The following is a 16,156-nucleotide window of genomic DNA, read 5'->3' as shown; positions in this document are numbered from 1 at the left end:
GCTACTCGGTCGGGGGCAGCGGGGACTGGCGGCTCTTCGGTAGCCGCAGCACCTCGAACTGGTCGGTGCCGTCCACCAGCGCGCCCGACGGCGTGGGCCGGGACGCCTCGGCGTCGGCGGCCTCCGCGCCGGCGGTGGACGGGGCAGGCGTGGCCGCCACCGGGACCGGCTCGGCGGCGGGCTCACCGCCTACGGTCGGCTCGCCGTCACCCTCCCGGTCGGCCGGGGCCGCCCCGCCGGACCGGCGGGTCCGCCGGGACCGGAACGACTCCTTGGTGTTTTCCGCCATCGCGTAGAGCGTCGGCACCAGGATCAGGGTGAGCAGCGTCGAGCTGAGCAGGCCGCCGATCACCACGATGGCCAGCGGCTTGGAGATGAAGCCGCCCTCCCCGGTGAGGCCGAGGGCCATCGGCAACAGGGCGAAGATGGTGGCGACGGCGGTCATCAGGATCGGCCGCAGCCGGCGCCGGCCGCCCTCGACCACCGCCTCCTGCACCCCCATGCCCTGGGCCCGGTACTGGTTGACCAGATCCAGCAGCACGATCGCGTTGGTCACCACGATGCCGACCAGCATGAGCACGCCGATCAGCGCCGGCACACCCATCGGGGTGCCGGTGGCCAGCAGCAGGCCGATCGCGCCGGTCGCCGCGAACGGGATGGAGATCAGCAGGATCAGCGCCTGGACCAGGCTCCGGAACGTCGCCACCATGATCAGGAAGACGATCGCGATGGCGGCGAGCACGGCCAGGCCCAGATCGGCGAAGGCCTCCTCCTGGTCCGCGCTGACCCCACCGATCTCGAAGCTCGCCCCCTGCACGTCGATGGCGTCCAGCTTCTTCTGCAACTCCTGCGTGATGGCGCCGAGGTTCGAGCCGGTGGCCGTACCGGTGACGGAGACGCTGCGCTCGCCGTCGATCCGGCTCACCTGCTGCGGTCCCTCGGTCTGGGCGACCTCGGCGATGTCGTCGAGCTTCACCGGCCCGACCGGCATGGCGCGCAGCTCCGCCACCGTCATCGGCGGCTTGCCGGCGAACCGCAGCACCACGTCGCGCTGCCCGTCGCCCAGCGTGACCTGCCCCAGGGGCGAGCCCCGGAACGCCTGGGCCACCAGCTGGCCCACGGCGGCCTCGGTGAGCCCGACCCGGCCGGCGGCGACCCGGTCGACGGTCACCTCGACGCGCGGCACCCGCGTGGCGAGGCTGGTGGTGACGTCCTCGACGCCCGCCAGCCCGTCCATCGCCGAGCGGACCTCCTCGGCGGCCCGGGTCAGCGCCTCCGGGTCGGTGCCCTGCACGACCACCTCGATCTGGTTGGCCGCCGTGCCGCCCTGACCGGCGCCGAAGCTGACCTCACCGACGCCCGGGCCGAGCGCGTCGAACTCCCGGCGCAGCTTCTCCCGCATCTGCTTGGCGTCGGTCCCGCCGCCGAGGGCCAGCGACCAGGTGGCGATGTTGTTGCCGCCACCGCCGAACGGGTTCTCCCCGCCGCCCGCCGTCACCTGGTACGTCTCGACCTCCTCGGTACGCTCCAGCACCGCCTCGACCTGGCGGGCCGCCGCGTCGGTGCCGGCCAGCCCGGTGCCCGCCGGCAGCTCCTGCGTGATGCTCAGGGTGTCCTGCCCGGAGTCGTCGATGAAGTTCGTCTCCAGTTGGCTCGACAGGCCGAAGGTGCCGAGCAGGACGAGCATGCCGAGCCCCAACGTGATCCACCGGGTGCCCCGCTTACGGGTCGCGAACCCGATCACCGGCAGGTACGCCCGCTGCAACGGGTTGCGCAGCTCCTTCTCCTCCGCCTCCCGGCGCACCACGGCGTCGTCCGGCGCACCGGCGGGGGGCTTCAGGAACCAGTACGCGAGCACCGGGATGACGGTCAGCGAGACCAGCAGCGAGGCGAGCAGGGCCACCGTGACGGTGATCGCGAACGGCGCGAAGAGCTGCCCGACGAAGCCCCCCACCAGCGCGATCGGCGCGAAGACCGCCACGGTGGTGAGGGTGGACGCGGTCACCGCACCGGCCACCTCGCGGACGGCGGTGAGGATCGCCTCCCGCTTCGGCTCGCCGTACTCCAGGTGTCTCTTGATGTTCTCCAGCACGACGATCGAGTCGTCGACCACCCGGCCGACCGCGATGGTGAGCGCGCCGAGGGTGAGCAGGTTGAGCGAGTAGTCGCCGATCCAGAGCGCGATCAGGGCGACCATCACCGACAGCGGGATGGAGACCGCGGTGACCACGGTGGAGCGCACCGACAGCAGGAAGACCAGGATGACCACGACGGCCATGACCAGGCCCAGCAGGCCCTCGGTGGTCAGGCTCTCGATCGACTTCTCGACGAACGGCGCCTGGTCGAAGACGACCGTCAGCTCGGCGCCGGAGGTGCCCCGCAGGTCGGCGAGCCGGTCCCGGATCTCGTGGGAGATCTCCACGGCGTTGCCGTCCGGGGAGGCCGTGACCATGATGCCCAGGCTGTCCTTGCCGTTCGTACGGGTGATCGCCGTGGCCGGGGCGAGCTGCTGCTCGACGGTGGCCACGTCGCCGAGGCGGACCGGGACCGTCCCCCGGCCCGTCGCCGGCGCCACCACGACGCCACGCAGGTCGTCCAGGGTGACGAGCCGGGTGCCGACCTGCACCGGCAGCGCGCGGGTGCCGTCGGTCACCGCGCCGGCCGGCACCGTCACGCCGTTGGTCTTCAACGCCGCGCCGAGGGCGGCCGGCTGGAGCTTCGCCGCCGCCAGCTTGGCCGGGTCGGGGGTGACCACCACGACGTCGTCGCGCGCGCCGGTCAGGTCGACCGTACGGACCCCCTCGATCGCCTCCAGCTCCGGCACCACCGTGGCGCGCAGCTTCTCCGCGAGGACGCGCTGGTCGTCACCGCCGGAGGCGGCGAGCACCACGGCCGGCAGGTCGTCGGTGCTGCCCGCGATGACCTGCGGATCGACCCCCTCCGGCAACTGCGCGTCGATCCGGTTGAGCGCGGTCTGCATCTTGTTGACGACGTCGTCCAGGTCGGTGCCGAACTCGTACTGGACCTGGACGGTCGCGGATCCCTCGCGGGAGGTCGAGGTGACCTGGTCCAGCCCGGGGATGCCCTGGAGGGCGTTCTCGATGGGCTCGGTGACCTGCGACTCGACCACCTCGGGACCGGCGCCGGGGTAGACCGCCACGATGAACGCGGCGGGGAACTCCAGCGACGGCAGGAGCTGCTGCTTCAGGGACGGTACGGCGAACGCCCCGAACAGCGTGGTCACCACCGCGACGAGGGCGATCAGCCCTCGGTTGGCGAGGCTGAATCTGGCGAGCAGCGACATCGGCGTGACTCACTCCTGAAAAGGCGATTGGCGGGGGTACGAATTCTCCCCCACCGTGCCCGACCGACCCCGGTCGGCCCCTGCCCCCGGTCCGATGGACAGGACTCGCGCCACCGCGCCGCAGCCAGCCCGCCGCGGCGCGGATGACCGGCTGCGGGCGGTGGTGGCTCAGGCCACGTACCGGAGGCTCAGGCCAGGTCGAGACAGCGGGCGGCGACCAGGGGGTCGTTGGCGATGGTGATGGGCACGGGCGCGGTGGAGATCGCCCACTCCGGGTCCTTCAGGCCGTGGCCGGTGACCGTGCAGACCACCGTCGAGCCGGCCGGGACCCGACCGGCGGCGGCCTGCTGGAGCAGGCCGGCCACGCTGGCCGCGCTGCCCAGCTCGACGAAGACCCCGACCTCGCGGGCCAGCAGCCGGTACGCGGCCAGGATCTCCCGGTCGGTGACGGCGGCGATCAGGCCCCCCGAGGAGTCCCGGGCGTCCAGCGCCCTGGTCCAGCTCGCCGGATTGCCGATCCGGATGGCGGTGGCGATCGTGGAGGGCTCGCGGACCACCTCGCCGCTGACGATCGGGGCGGCGCCGGCGGCCTGGAAGCCGTACATCTTCGGGGCGCGGGTGGCGTTGCCGTCCCGCAGTTCCTCCGAGTAGCCCAGCCAGTAGGCGGAGACGTTCCCGGCGTTGCCGACCGGCAGGCAGTGGATGTCGGGGGCCTCGCCCAGCGCCTCGACGATCTCGAACGCGGCCGTCTTCTGGCCGTGCAGCCGGTCGATGTTGACCGAGTTGACCAGGGCGACCGGGTAGTCCTGGGCGAGCTTGGCGGCCAGCGACAGGCAGTCGTCGAAGTTGCCCTGCACCTGGAGCAGCTTCGCCCCGTGCACGAGCGCCTGGGCCAGCTTGCCCAGCGCGATCTTGCCCTGCGGCACGAGCACCGCGCAGGTCAGGCCGGCACGGGCCGCGTACGCCGCCGCAGAGGCGCTGGTGTTGCCGGTGGAGGCGCAGATGATCGCCTTGTTGCCGGCCTCGACCGCCTTGGAGACCGCGAGCGTCATCCCCCGGTCCTTGAACGAGCCGGTCGGGTTGGCGCCCTCCACCTTGAGGTACACGTCACAGCCGAGCCGGGCGGAGAGCACCGGCGCGGGCAGCAGCGGGGTGTTCCCCTCGTGCAGGGTCACGACCGGGGTGGCGTCGGTGACCGGCAGCCGGTCCCGGTACGCGTCGATCAGGCCCCGCCACATGTCGTTCTCCCTCGCCTCTAAGACGTCCCGCCCCGCGCCGGGTACGCCTCCAGCCTGGACCAGCGTCGCCGGGTCGCCGCCGGCGCACCCGCAGTTAACCACCAGGCGAGACGCGCAGGCGCCCGCCCCGCCGAGGCTGTGGGTCAGCCGGTCAGAGCCCGCCCTCGACGCGCAGCACGCTCGCCACCGAGCGGACGATGTCCAGCCCGCGCAGCTCGCGCACGGTGGCGGCGAGCGCCGCGTCCGGCGCGACGTGGGTGACGATGACCAGGTCGGCGTCGTCGCCCCGGCCGGCCGCGCCGCCGCCCGCGGGGCCCTGCCGCACGGTGGCGATCGACACGTCGTGCCGGGCGAACACGCCCGCGACCGCCGCCAGCACGCCCGGCCGGTCGGCCACGTCGAGGCTGATGTGGTAGCGGGTCAGCGCCTCCCCCATCGGCCGCACGGGCAGGTCGGCGTACGCGCTCTCGCTGGCCGACCGCACCCCGGCGAGCCGGTTGCGGGAGACCGCCACGACGTCGCCCAGCACCGCGCTGGCGGTCGGCGCGCCGCCCGCGCCCCGGCCGTAGAACATCAGCGGCCCGGCCGCCTCGGCCTCGACGAAGACGGCGTTGAACGCGTCGCCGACGCTGGCCAGCGGGTGGCTCAGCGGGATCATCGCCGGGTGCACCCGCACGCTGACCGTCTCCCGGCCGGCGGCGTCGGTGCCCCGGGCGGCGATGCAGAGCAGCTTGATCGTGCACCCCATCGCCTTGGCGCTGGCCATGTCGGCGGCGGTGACCTCGGTGATGCCCTCCCGGTGCACGTCGGCCGCGCCCACCCGGGTGTGGAACGCCAGCGAGGCGAGGATGGCCGCCTTCGCCGCCGCGTCGAAGCCCTCCACGTCGGCGGTCGGGTCGGCCTCGGCGTAGCCCAGCTCGGTCGCCTCCTCCAGCGCCTCGGCGAAGCCGGCGCCGGTGGCGTCCATGGCGGAGAGGATGAAGTTGGTGGTGCCGTTGACGATGCCCGTGACCTGGTTGATCCGGTCGCCGTGCAGCGACTCGCGCAGCGGGCGCAGCAGCGGGATCGCCCCCGCGACGGACGCCTCGTAGTAGAGGTCGCCGCCGCCCTCGGCCGCCGCGTCGTGCAGGGCGGCGCCGTCCTCGGCGAGCAGCGCCTTGTTGGCCGTGACCACGCTCTTGCCGGCCCGCAGCGCCTCCACCAGCCAGCCCCGCGCCGGCTCGATGCCGCCGACCACCTCGACGACCACGTCCACGTCGTCGCGCTTGATCAGCCCCAGCGCGTCGGTGGTGAACAGGGTCGGGTCGACCGGCAGGTCGCCCCGGTCGCGGCCGAGACGGCGTACGGCGATGCCGGCGATCTCCAGCGGAGCGCCGATCCGGGCGGCGAGGTCGGCCGCCTGCTCGTGCAGCAGCCGGACCACCTCGCTACCGACCGTGCCGCAGCCGAGCAGCGCCAGGCGCACAGGTGACGTCATCCCACATCCAATGCGAGCAGGTCCTCTTCGGTTTCCCGCCGGACGATCAGCCGCGCCTCGCCGCCGCGTACGGCGACGACCGGGGGGCGGGGCACGTGGTTGTAGTTGCTGGCCATGCTCCGGCAGTAGGCACCGGTGCCGGGCACCGCGACAAGATCTCCGGGCTGCACGTCGGCGGGCAGGAATTCATCCTTCACCACGATGTCCCCGGACTCACAATGCTTTCCCACCACGCGGGCGAGCATCGGCTCGGCGGCCGACGCCCGGGACGCCAGCGTCGCGGAGTAGGACGCGTCGTAGAGGGCCGTACGGATGTTGTCGCTCATCCCGCCGTCGACGCTCACGTACGTCCGGATCCCATCCACGTCCTTGACCGTGCCGACCTCGTAGAGGGTGAACACGGCCGGCCCCACGATCGCCCGGCCCGGCTCGATCGACAGGTGCGGCACCGTCAGCCGCTCGGCGGCGCACTCCGCCTCGACGATCCGGCGCAGCCGCTTCGCCAGGTCCTGCGGGGCGGCCGGATCGTCCTGGGTCGTGTACGCGATGCCGAAGCCACCGCCGAGGTCCAGCTCGGGAAGCTGCACCCCGCGCGCGTCGCGGATCTGCCCCTGGAGGCCGAGCACCCGGCGGGCGGACACCTCGAAGCCGCTGGCGTCGAAGATCTGCGAGCCGATGTGCGAGTGCAGGCCGCGCAGCTCCAGCACGTCGTCGTCGAGCACCCGGAAGGCCGCCTCGGCCGCCGCCCCGCCCGCGAGGGAGAAGCCGAACTTCTGGTCCTCGTGGGCGGTCGCGATGAACTCGTGGGTGTGCGCCTCGACGCCGACCGTGACCCGGATCAGCACCCGGGGACGCACGCCCCGCTCGCGGGCCAGCGCGGTGAGCCGGTCGATCTCGTCGAACGAGTCGAGGATGATCCGGCCGACCCCGGCGTCGAGCGCCCGGGTCAGCTCGGCCACCGACTTGTTGTTGCCGTGGAAGCCGATCCGCTCGGGCGGCATCCCGGCCGACAGCGCGGTGGCCAGCTCGCCCCCGGTGCACACGTCGAGGTGCAGGCCCTCCTCGGCGATCATCCGGACCACGGCCCGGCAGAGGAACGCCTTGCCGGCGTAGTAGACGTCGACGCCGTCGAACGCGTCGCGGAAGTCGCGGCAGCGCGAGCGCAGGTCGTCCTCGTCGAGGACGTACACCGGGGTGCCGAACTCGGCCGCGATGTCGCGGACGCCGAGCCCGGCCACGGCCAGCACGCCGTCGCCGCCGCGCGTCACGTTGCGCGGCCACAGCGCCGGCACCAGGGCGTTGACGTCGACCGGCGTACGCAGCCACGCCGGTCCCCGGCTGCCGATGTCGCCGTGCAGCGCACCGGCCTCGTGAGCACGCATTACCGCTCGTCCCTTCGCGCCTGCGGGGCTCGCAAGCTCACTCCTCGCGCTCGCATGGGTGAGCTACATCCTTTCCGGGGCCGAGACGCCGAGCAGGCGCAGGCCGTTTGCGATCACGGTGCGGGTGGCGTCGTTCAGCCAGAGCCGGGCCCGGTGCAGATCGGTGATCTCCTCGTCGCCGCGCGGCAGGATCCGGCACTCGTCGTAGAACCGGTGGTAGGCCCCGGCCAGTTCCTCCAGGTAGCGGGCCACCCGGTGCGGGCCCCGCAGCTCGGCCGCCGCCGCCACCACGGCGGGGAACTCGGCGAGCGCCTTGAGCAGCTCGTTCTCCTTCTCGTGGCCGAGCAGCTCCGGGCGGAACGCCTCGGCGTCGCCCCGGGTCAGCCCCACCTCGGCGGCGTTGCGGCCCACGCTGGCCGTCCGGGCCGCCACGTACTGCACGTAGTAGACCGGGTTGTCGCGGGTGGCCCGGGTCCACAGCTCCACGTCGATGTCGATCGGGGAGTCGCTGGAGTAGCGGGCCAGCGCGTAGCGGGCGGCGTCAACGCCGATGGCGTCGACCAGGTCCTCCAGGGTCACCACGGTGCCGGCCCGCTTGCTCATCCGGACCGGCGCGCCGTCACGGACCAGGTTGACCAGCTGGCCGATCAGGATCTCCAGGCTGCGCTCCGGGTCGTCGCCGAAGCACGCGGCCATCGCCTTCATCCGGCCGATGTAGCCGTGGTGGTCGGCGCCCAGCATGATCACGACCCGGTCGAAGCCCCGCTCCCGCTTGTCCAGGTAGTAGGCGCAGTCGGCGGCGAAGTAGGTCCACTCGCCGTTGGACTTGCGCAGCACCCGGTCCTTGTCGTCGCCGAAGTCGGTGGTGCGCAGCCAGGTCGCGCCGTCGGACTCGAACACCCGGCCCTGCTCGCGCAGCCGCTGCAGCGCCAGGTCCAGCTCGCCCCGGTCGTGCAGGTCCTTCTCGTTGAAGTAGGTGTCGAACTCGACCCCGAAGCCGCGCAGCGAGGACTTGATCTCGGCGAACATGAGCTGCACGCCCTCGACCCGGAAGACCTCCTGGGCGGCGGCGTCGTCCAGCTCCAGCACGTCGGGCCGGATGCCGCGCACGGCGTCGGCGATCTCGTTGATGTACGCCCCGGCGTAGCCGTCCTCGGGGGCCGGCTCACCCTTGGCGGCGGCGAGCAGGGAGCGGGCGAACCGGTCGATCTGGGAGCCCGCGTCGTTGAAGTAGTACTCCGTGCCGACCTCGGCGCCGGTGGCGCGCAGGAGCCGGCTCAGGGCGTCGCCGACGGCCGCCCACCGGACGCCGCCGATGTGCACCGGGCCGGTCGGGTTCGCCGAGACGAACTCCAGGTTCATCCGCTGGCCGGCGAGCCGGTCGCTGCGCCCGTACTCCTCGCCCGCCTCGACGATCACGCGGGCGAGCTGGCCGGCGGCGGCCGCGTCGAGCCGGATGTTGAGGAAGCCCGGACCGGCGATCTCCACGGACTTGACCCCCGGGGCCCGGCCGAGCTGGTCGGCGAGGGCCGTGGCCAGCTCGCGCGGCGCGACGCCCACCTTCTTGCTGAGCTGGAGGGCCAGCGTCGAGGCGTAGTCGCCGTGCTCGGGGTTGCGGGGTCGCTCGACCACCGTCCGCTCCGGCAGAGCGGAGCGATCCAGGCCACGCTCGGTGAAGACGGCGTGGGCTGCGGAGAGGACGACCTCGGCGAGTTCTGCGGGAGTCACCGATCCATGTTATCGGGGGTAGACTCGGCAGCCGCGGCGGCGACCCAGTGTGTGGGACCGGCCCGCCGGATCCCCTGACCGACCGACCTGACGAGGCACGATGAGCATCAGCACACCGGGTGGCAGCCCCGAGCGCCGTCCGTCCGTGGTCAGCACCGGCAAGAAGCCGGCAGCGGGCCGGCCGGCCGCCGGCGCCAAGGCCGGGTCCGGCGGCGCGAAGACCGGCTCCGGCGCCAAGACCGGGTCCGGCAAGCCGACCGGCACCCGCCCCGGCGCCGGGGGCAAGGGCCGCAAGCCCATCGCCCCGGTGAAGGTGAGCCAGGGCCGCTCCTGGGGCCCGATCGCGCTCTTCGTCGCCGTGGGTGTGCTCGCTGTCTCCATCATCGGCTACGGCGCCTGGGCCACGTTCCAGGGCGCCAAGCCGTGGGAGGACCGGGCCGACGCGATCGAGGGCATCGTCAACTACCGCGAGAAGGACAAGGACCTCGTCTCGGGCGGTAACCACAAGGCGGGGCCCATCACCTACACGGTACTGCCGCCGGTGGCCGGCCCGCACAACGCGGCCTGGCAGAACTGCATGGGCGACGTCTACCCGGCCCAGATCGCCAACGAGCACGCGGTGCACAGCCTGGAGCACGGCACGGTGTGGATCACCTACCGCCCCGACCTGCCGGCCGACCAGGTGACGAAGCTCGCCGACAAGGTGCGGGGCAAGGAGAAGCTGATGCTCAGCCCGTTCGAGGGGCTGGACAAGCCGATCTCGCTCCAGGCGTGGGGCTACCAGCTCAAGGTCGACAACGCCGACGACAGCCGGATCGACGAGTTCATCAAGACGCTGAAGGTCAACGCCTCGATCGAGGGCCCGACCGCGCTGTGCAGCCAGGGCATCACCGCCACCGGCACCACCCCGCGTGACGACGCCCCGCAGATGCCGCAGGGCTGAGGAGAGCGATGAGCATCCCGACCATGACCGAGACCAGCGAGCCGGCCGCCCCGGCTCCGGAGGAGCGGCGGCCGCCGGTTCGCTGGGGCACGGCCGCGCTGGCCCTGGCCGTCGTGGTCGGGCTGCTCCTCGGGTACGCGGGCGGCATGCTGACGCCCCGGCTGACCCGCCCCGGTGACGCCTCGGCCGAGGCGGGCTTCGCCCGGGACATGATGACCCACCACGCGCAGGCGGTGGAGATGGGCCTGGTCGCCTTCGACAAGGGCAGCGACCCGGAGGTCCGCAGCATCGGCGGCGACATCGCCACCGCCCAGCAGGGCGAGATCGGCACCATGCACACGTGGTTGCGTTCGTGGGGGCTCGACCCGGCGGGCAGCAAGCCGCCGATGTCCTGGATGTCCGACGGCGCCGGCCTGGTCAAGAACGGGTTGATGCCGGGCATGGCCACTCCCGAGGAGATGGCGAAGCTGCACGCGGCGGAGGGCCGGGAGCTGGACGTCCTCTTCCTGCAACTGATGATCAAGCATCATCTGGGCGGCATCCACATGATCGACGGAATCCTCGAGGTCAGCGACGAGACCGACGTGGTCAGGACCGCGCAGACCATGAAGAACACCCAGCGCAACGACCTCACCAACCTCCAGAACGCACTGCAGCGCCTGGGCGGCTGACCCCGCCCGCCGACCAGCCCGGAAGGCGCCCACGTCGCCTGCCGACATCGCTGCCAACCGAGAGGCCCACGTCGACCGCCGGTCCGATCCGGCTCGACGTGGGCCTCTCGCCGTCGCACGGCGGCCCGGACGGTGGCGGCTGCGGGCGGGTGCGGCCCGGCAGCGCCCGAGGCCCGCAGTGCCCGAGGCCGGCAGCGCGAAGCCGGTATTGCCCGAGGCCGGCGGTGCCCGAGGCAGGGTGCCCGAGGCCGCTGGTGCCCGAGGCCGGCAGGGCCTCCTGGTCGTCGCGATCCGCCTCGCTGCCGGAGGAGCCCGCCATCCCACCAGTGTCCGTTTTGGCGCACTAGAGAACATGATGCACCTTGAGACCGACTTCGACACTAAGAGAGTTTTCTCCACACATATCGTGACCAGTAGCGATTCGGGCTCGTTGCGCAGGACGTGGGGGTTGCACTGAGAGACGCACGGCGTTCGGTCACCAGCTGGTGCCGGCGCCACACCATCGGCGGTGACGGGGCGGTGGCAGCCGTCCGTCGCGGACAGCGGCAGGGCGAGCCGGGAACGCTCAGCCGCGAACAGGAGCTAGAACTCATCGACGTCCTGCGGGGCGTCTACCCCGACGAGCTGGGCTTGGACGAGGAGCTGTGGACGCGGCAGAGCCTGCACGCCCTCATCCAGCGCCGCTTCGAGGCGTCCATGGACGCCGGGGCGGTCGGGGCGTACCTGCGGGCCTGGGGGCTGGGCCCACGGGAGCCCCGGGAGCGCGCCTGCGGCCTCTGCGTCGGCGCGGTGGAACGCTGGGTCCGCAGCGACTACCCGATCATCACCCGGGCGGCCCAGGAGCACCTCGCCGACGTCTACTGGATCGGCCGGGTACGCCTGCGCGGCACGATGCCGGCGGCGGACGTCATCTCCGCCGTCTCGGCGCGCGGCCGGGTGCGCTTCATGATCACCACACCGTCGGTCGATCCGCCGCTCCCCCGCGACTTCGTACTGCGGCTCAGCGGCGAGGAGCAGCGGACCGTGCACCTGATCGTGGACGGCTCCTGGCCCCGCAACGAGTGGCCCCGGCGCCTGCCCCGGCGCATCGTGCTGCACCCGCTGCCCAGCTGCGGTCGCGCCGTCGCCGCCTGACCGCTCCCGCCCGGGTGACCACACCACGTCCCCGGGCACCGGAACGCACCGGACGGCTCCGAAGGCGGGCTTGCCGGCATCCGGCGATCCCGAGGCGGACTTCTGGCGTTCGGCGGCCCCGATGCGGCCAACGGCCCCGGCGGCCCTCGTCCCGGGCCCGAACGAGGGCACGCACCGGGCGGCCCCGTCGGGCTGGCCGGCGCCGTCGTCGGCCTGGCCGCCCGCGGCATTGGCGAATGGAACGTCAGGGGTGCATCCGGCGCCCGGAGACAACCGTGAGGTTCCACTCGCGCCCGCCGAGGCTCTCGTCAGCCGCCTCCGTCTGGCGGCGGTAGGCGCAGGTGGAACGGGCAGGGGCGACACGAGGGCGAGGACCGGATACCGATTCGGCGTTCCGGGGAGGCGTTTGCTAGTCTTCTCCAGTCGCTGAGCCCCCGTAGCTCAGGGGATAGAGCACCGCCCTCCGGAGGCGGGGGCGCAGGTTCGAATCCTGCCGGGGGCACACACAACAAAACATGCGCCACCTGCGCTAAGGCCACTGACCAGCAACAACACCGGTCAGTGGCCTTCTTCGTCGGTCCGGCCCGCATCCGACCGTCGCCCGCCCTCCCCGGCCCGCAGCTTCAGACTTCGCATTACGGGCACGACCGCCTGGGCCCGCAGCTTCAGGCTTCGCAGCACGTGGCACGACCGCCTCGGTCAGCAGCTTCAGGTTCGCGGCACGAGGACGACGGCCTCCGTCCGCAGCACGGGGGTGGACACTGTGACCGGACCGAGGCATCGCCGCCGCCGTCTGATGACCCGGGTCACAGCCCTTGCCTCTGACGCCAACGTCAGGTCCTAGCGTCGTTTTCGCGAGGCCGGCCACACCGGGTGGGCGGTCACCGCGTGGAGGAACACGATGCAGTACCCCGATTTCACCGCGTTGCGGATCACCGATGCCGACGGCGTCGCCTGGGTGACCCTGTCCCACCCGCCACTGAACCTGCTCGACGCGACACTGGTGCCCGAACTGAAGCGTTTCGTGCGTGCCGTCGGCGATGACACCGACGTGCGGGTCGTCGTCGTGCAGAGCGACGTACCGGAGTTCTTCTCCGCCCACGTCGACGCGTGTTTCGCCGCCGACCCCGCCGGGTTCATGGCCCTGGGCGCCGACGACACGGGCACTGCGCAGCTCAACCCGATGCAGCACCTGATGCTGTCGATCCGGTCCCTGCCGCAGGTGACGATCGCGAAGCTGTCCGGACGGCTCCGCGGGGGCGGCAACGAACTCGCCACCGCCATGGACATGCGTTTCGCCGCCGCCGGACGCACCTGGATGTCGCAGCTGGAGACCCGGCTGGGCATCATTCCCGGTGGTGGCGGCACCCAGCTGCTGTCCTCGCTGATCGGCCGGCCGCGCGCGCTGGAGGCGATCCTGGGCGCCGGGCTGTACGACACCGACACCGCCGAGCGCTACGGCTGGATCAACCGGGCCGTTCCCGCCGGCGAACTCGACGCCTTCGTCGCCGACCTGGCCCGACGCATGGCCGCACTCACCCCGCAGCAGATCGCCGCCGCGAAAGCCGCGGTGAACGCCGCGACCGGCGGCGACCGGCTCGAGGAGGGCCTGACCCGCGAGGCGCAAGCCCTCGGCCTCGTGTACCCCTCACCGCAGGCGGCACTCGACCGCACCGCCCGCTACCTCGACGCCGGGATGCAGACCCGGGCGGGCGAGCTGGACCTCGAAGCCGTCATGGACCGCGCCGCCTGAACCCGGCTCCAGCCCCGGCGGGCTCCGTCCCCACCGGAGCCCGCAGCGGACCGCCCGCGGTCGCCAGGACTCCGCCTCGGCGACCTCACCGCGGCGGCCGGCCGTCGATGGCGCCGTCCGGCCGACGTAGCGCCTTCAGCGCCCCAACCAGCTCGGGCCGCCACTGGGCGTGCACCGCTGACGCCTGTAGCCGGACGTAGGCTGACCCGGCCGGGACCTGATCGGCCACGAGGAGGACATCGTGCGCATCGGCGAGCTGGCCGCCGTGTCCGGGGTGAGCGTGCGCGCCTTGCGCTACTACGAGGAGCAGCGCATCCTCGCCGCCCACCGCAGCCCCAGCGGGCAACGGCACTACCCCGCCACCGCCGTCGACCGCGTCCGGCTCATCCAGCAGCTGTACGCCGCCGGGCTGTCCAGCACCGCCATCCGTGACCTGCTGCCCTGCGTGGACACCGGGATCAGCACCCCCGAGTCGCTGGCCCGCCTCGTCACCGAACACGACCGCATCAGCCGCCAGATCGTCGACCTCATCGACACCCGGGACCGGCTGCAAGCAGTCATCGACGAGGCGCTCGCGTCCCGCGCAAGCGAGCCGGACGCGCTCACGCGGTGACGGCCGCAGGGCGGGTCATGCAGGACGCCGGGCGTCCACCCGTTCGCTCGTCCGCGTCAGGTCCGAGGCGCCGTCGCCCAGCGCAGCAGCGCGGTGAACGCCAACGCTGCCGTCACCGCCCCGCCCACCAGGCGCACCCGGTGCCCGGCGACGAACTCGGCCGCGACCTGGCGCAGGTACTCCGGGGAGTGCGTGCCGACCGGGTCGACGAACATGATCTCGTTGCGCGGCCAGAAGAAGAACACCGAGAACAGGAACTCGCAGGCGACGAAGACCACGGCCGCGCCGGCGATCCACCAGCGCAGCCGGCGGTCGCGCCAGGTGAGCACCGCCGCCACGAGACTGGCGAGCACGACGGTCGCGCCGAGCGGCGGGAAGTAGTCGCTCGGGCCGCCCGCTACCAGGAACTCGCGGGCGCGGTCCAGCGACGCCGGCGGGTCCCCGAAGATGTTCGGGTAGAGCATCACCGTTTCGGCGGCGACGCCGCCGAACGACATCATGGCCGCCCATACGAGAGCGACGAGCACCGCCCAGGTCAACCTGCTGCGGGTCATGGTTCCTCCTGCCGATCCGCCGACGCCGTCCGCCGCCGGGTCGTCCCGACGCCGTCCGCCGGGTCGTCGTCGACGCTAGGTCGGCCGCCGTCGCCCGTCTGCCGCCCGGGAGCGCCATGACGGCGTCGCCTCCGGGCGTACGGCGGCACGGATCGGTCGCCCGTCCGCGCAGTCGGGGATCGCTCCCCGCCGTAGCGCGGGATGGTCGACAGCAGCAGGAAGGGCGGCGAGCAGGGTCGGCGCGGCGCGGCTGGTGGGCGTACGTCAGCCGGCGGCGCGGCGGGCGCGGGCCCGGCGCTTGCCCTCGTGCATGGCCTGCACCCGGGCGATCGGGATGGTGTGCCCCTCCGCGACCAGGTCCGCCGGGAGCCGCTGCGGCGCGGGCAGCCGCTCGGTCCACGGGTCGCGGTCGGCGACCAGCGCCGGGACGGTACGGATCGTGAAGTCGGCCGGGGTGACGTCGCCCAGGTCGGCCCAGTCGACCGGGAAGGAGACCGGCACGCCCGGCCGCAGGCGGGGGCTGTAGGCGGCCACCACGGTCGCCCCGCCGGCGCGGGTCGAGTCGACGAACACCTTGCCGCCCCGGTCCTCGCGGATGAAGGCGGTGGTGGCCAGCGCCGGGTCGAGCCGTTCGGCGCGGGCCGCCACCGCCCGCGTCGCGGCGGCCATGTCCTCGACCGTGGCGCCCCGCGCCACCGGCACGAAGACGTGCACGCCCTTGGCCCCGCTGGTCTTGACCGCCCCGGTGAGCCCGGCGTCGGCGAGCGCCTGCCGGACCAGCAGGGCGGCGGCGACCGCCAGCGCGAACGAGTCCCCCTCCGGCGGGTCGAGGTCGAGCACCAGGTGGGTGGGGCGGTGCAGGTCCTCGACGGTGGCGAGGGTGGGGTGGTACTCGACGGCGCGCTGGTTGGCGAACCAGAGCAGGGTGCGCCGGTCGTCGCAGAGCGCGTACGAGATCTCGCGGTGCGACGCCTCGGCCCAGACCGGCGTGCGGGCCACCCAGTCCGGGGTGTACTTCGGCAGGTTCTTCTGCATGAACGGCGGCTGCCCCGGCCGGACGCGGATCACCGACAGCGGCCGGCCGCGCAGCTGCGGCAGGATCCGCTCGTGCACGGCGTCGAGGTAGTCGACCAGGTCCCGCTTGGTCGCGCCGGCGGTGTCGGACAGCGGCTGGTCGAGGTTGGTCAGCGACACCCCGTCCCGGCTTTCGTCAGCGCCACTCATCCGACCACCTTCGCGGGCCGGAGGCCGGCGGTCAACCGGACGCGGCGGGGTGAACACGCCCGGTGTCGACTGACCGGCCCCCTTCAGCGTCGACCACCCAGGTCAGGCCGGTCGCGGCGACTCTGTGACCATGGG

12 protein-coding genes and 1 tRNA gene are annotated in these 16,156 nt (G+C 73.0%); 6 read left to right on the top strand and 7 right to left on the bottom strand.

The features are described 5' to 3' along the window. Position 1: 1 nt before the first annotated feature. The 5 genes from ACGFIG_RS04250 to argS form a co-directional block, all read right to left on the bottom strand. Positions 2-3,304 (bottom strand): efflux RND transporter permease subunit, encoded by a 3,303-nt coding sequence (locus tag ACGFIG_RS04250; RefSeq protein ID WP_392998983.1) that lies wholly within the window; start codon positions 3,302-3,304, stop codon positions 2-4. Positions 3,305-3,492: 188 nt separating this feature from the next. Beyond that, positions 3,493-4,542: a threonine synthase gene (gene thrC / locus ACGFIG_RS04245; protein ID WP_392998981.1), complete on the bottom strand. Its 1,050-nt coding sequence runs from the start codon at positions 4,540-4,542 to the stop codon at positions 3,493-3,495. 151 nt (positions 4,543-4,693) lie between these two features. Further along, positions 4,694-6,007, bottom strand: coding sequence for a homoserine dehydrogenase (locus tag ACGFIG_RS04240; protein ID WP_392999434.1), 1,314 nt, complete (start codon positions 6,005-6,007; stop codon positions 4,694-4,696). 8 nt (positions 6,008-6,015) lie between these two features. Next, positions 6,016-7,401 carry a diaminopimelate decarboxylase gene (gene lysA / locus ACGFIG_RS04235; protein WP_392998979.1) on the bottom strand — a complete coding sequence of 462 codons (1,386 nt, stop codon included), beginning with the start codon at positions 7,399-7,401 and terminating at the stop codon, positions 6,016-6,018. Positions 7,402-7,464: 63 nt separating this feature from the next. Further along, a complete protein-coding gene (gene argS / locus ACGFIG_RS04230) occupies positions 7,465-9,129 on the bottom strand; it encodes an arginine--tRNA ligase (RefSeq protein ID WP_392998977.1) in 1,665 nt (554 codons plus the stop codon). A gap of 100 nt (positions 9,130-9,229) precedes the next feature. Between argS and ACGFIG_RS04225 the strand changes: the two genes are divergently transcribed. From ACGFIG_RS04225 to ACGFIG_RS04200, 6 genes are all read left to right on the top strand, one after another. Then, positions 9,230-10,072 (top strand): DUF3105 domain-containing protein, encoded by an 843-nt coding sequence (locus tag ACGFIG_RS04225; RefSeq protein WP_392998975.1) that lies wholly within the window; start codon positions 9,230-9,232, stop codon positions 10,070-10,072. Positions 10,073-10,080: 8 nt separating this feature from the next. After that, positions 10,081-10,743: a DUF305 domain-containing protein gene (locus tag ACGFIG_RS04220; RefSeq protein WP_392998973.1), complete on the top strand. Its 663-nt coding sequence runs from the start codon at positions 10,081-10,083 to the stop codon at positions 10,741-10,743. A gap of 441 nt (positions 10,744-11,184) precedes the next feature. Next, the gene (locus ACGFIG_RS04215) at positions 11,185-11,877 is read left to right on the top strand and encodes a winged helix-turn-helix domain-containing protein (RefSeq protein ID WP_392998971.1); all 693 of its coding nucleotides are present in this window, start codon (positions 11,185-11,187) and stop codon (positions 11,875-11,877) included. Positions 11,878-12,307: 430 nt separating this feature from the next. After that, positions 12,308-12,379: transfer RNA gene (locus ACGFIG_RS04210), tRNA-Arg, on the top strand. Positions 12,380-12,778: 399 nt separating this feature from the next. Further along, complete coding sequence (locus tag ACGFIG_RS04205; RefSeq protein WP_392998969.1) at positions 12,779-13,630, top strand: enoyl-CoA hydratase/isomerase family protein; 852 nt, start codon at positions 12,779-12,781, stop codon at positions 13,628-13,630. 241 nt (positions 13,631-13,871) lie between these two features. Continuing rightward, positions 13,872-14,243, top strand: coding sequence for a MerR family transcriptional regulator (locus ACGFIG_RS04200; RefSeq protein ID WP_392998967.1), 372 nt, complete (start codon positions 13,872-13,874; stop codon positions 14,241-14,243). 56 nt (positions 14,244-14,299) lie between these two features. Here the strand turns inward: ACGFIG_RS04200 and ACGFIG_RS04195 are convergent, their stop codons facing one another. Both ACGFIG_RS04195 and ligD read right to left on the bottom strand, forming a co-directional pair. Next, positions 14,300-14,797, bottom strand: coding sequence for an anthrone oxygenase family protein (locus ACGFIG_RS04195; protein WP_392998965.1), 498 nt, complete (start codon positions 14,795-14,797; stop codon positions 14,300-14,302). A gap of 264 nt (positions 14,798-15,061) precedes the next feature. Continuing rightward, positions 15,062-16,021, bottom strand: coding sequence for a non-homologous end-joining DNA ligase (ligD, locus tag ACGFIG_RS04190; protein WP_392998963.1), 960 nt, complete (start codon positions 16,019-16,021; stop codon positions 15,062-15,064). Between the last annotated feature and the right edge of the window lie 135 nt (positions 16,022-16,156).

Origin of the sequence: Micromonospora sp. NPDC049048, from assembly GCF_043197615.1 — a bacterium.
Classification (GTDB): domain Bacteria; phylum Actinomycetota; class Actinomycetes; order Mycobacteriales; family Micromonosporaceae; genus Micromonospora.
This window is presented reverse-complemented; position numbering and strand designations above follow the sequence as displayed.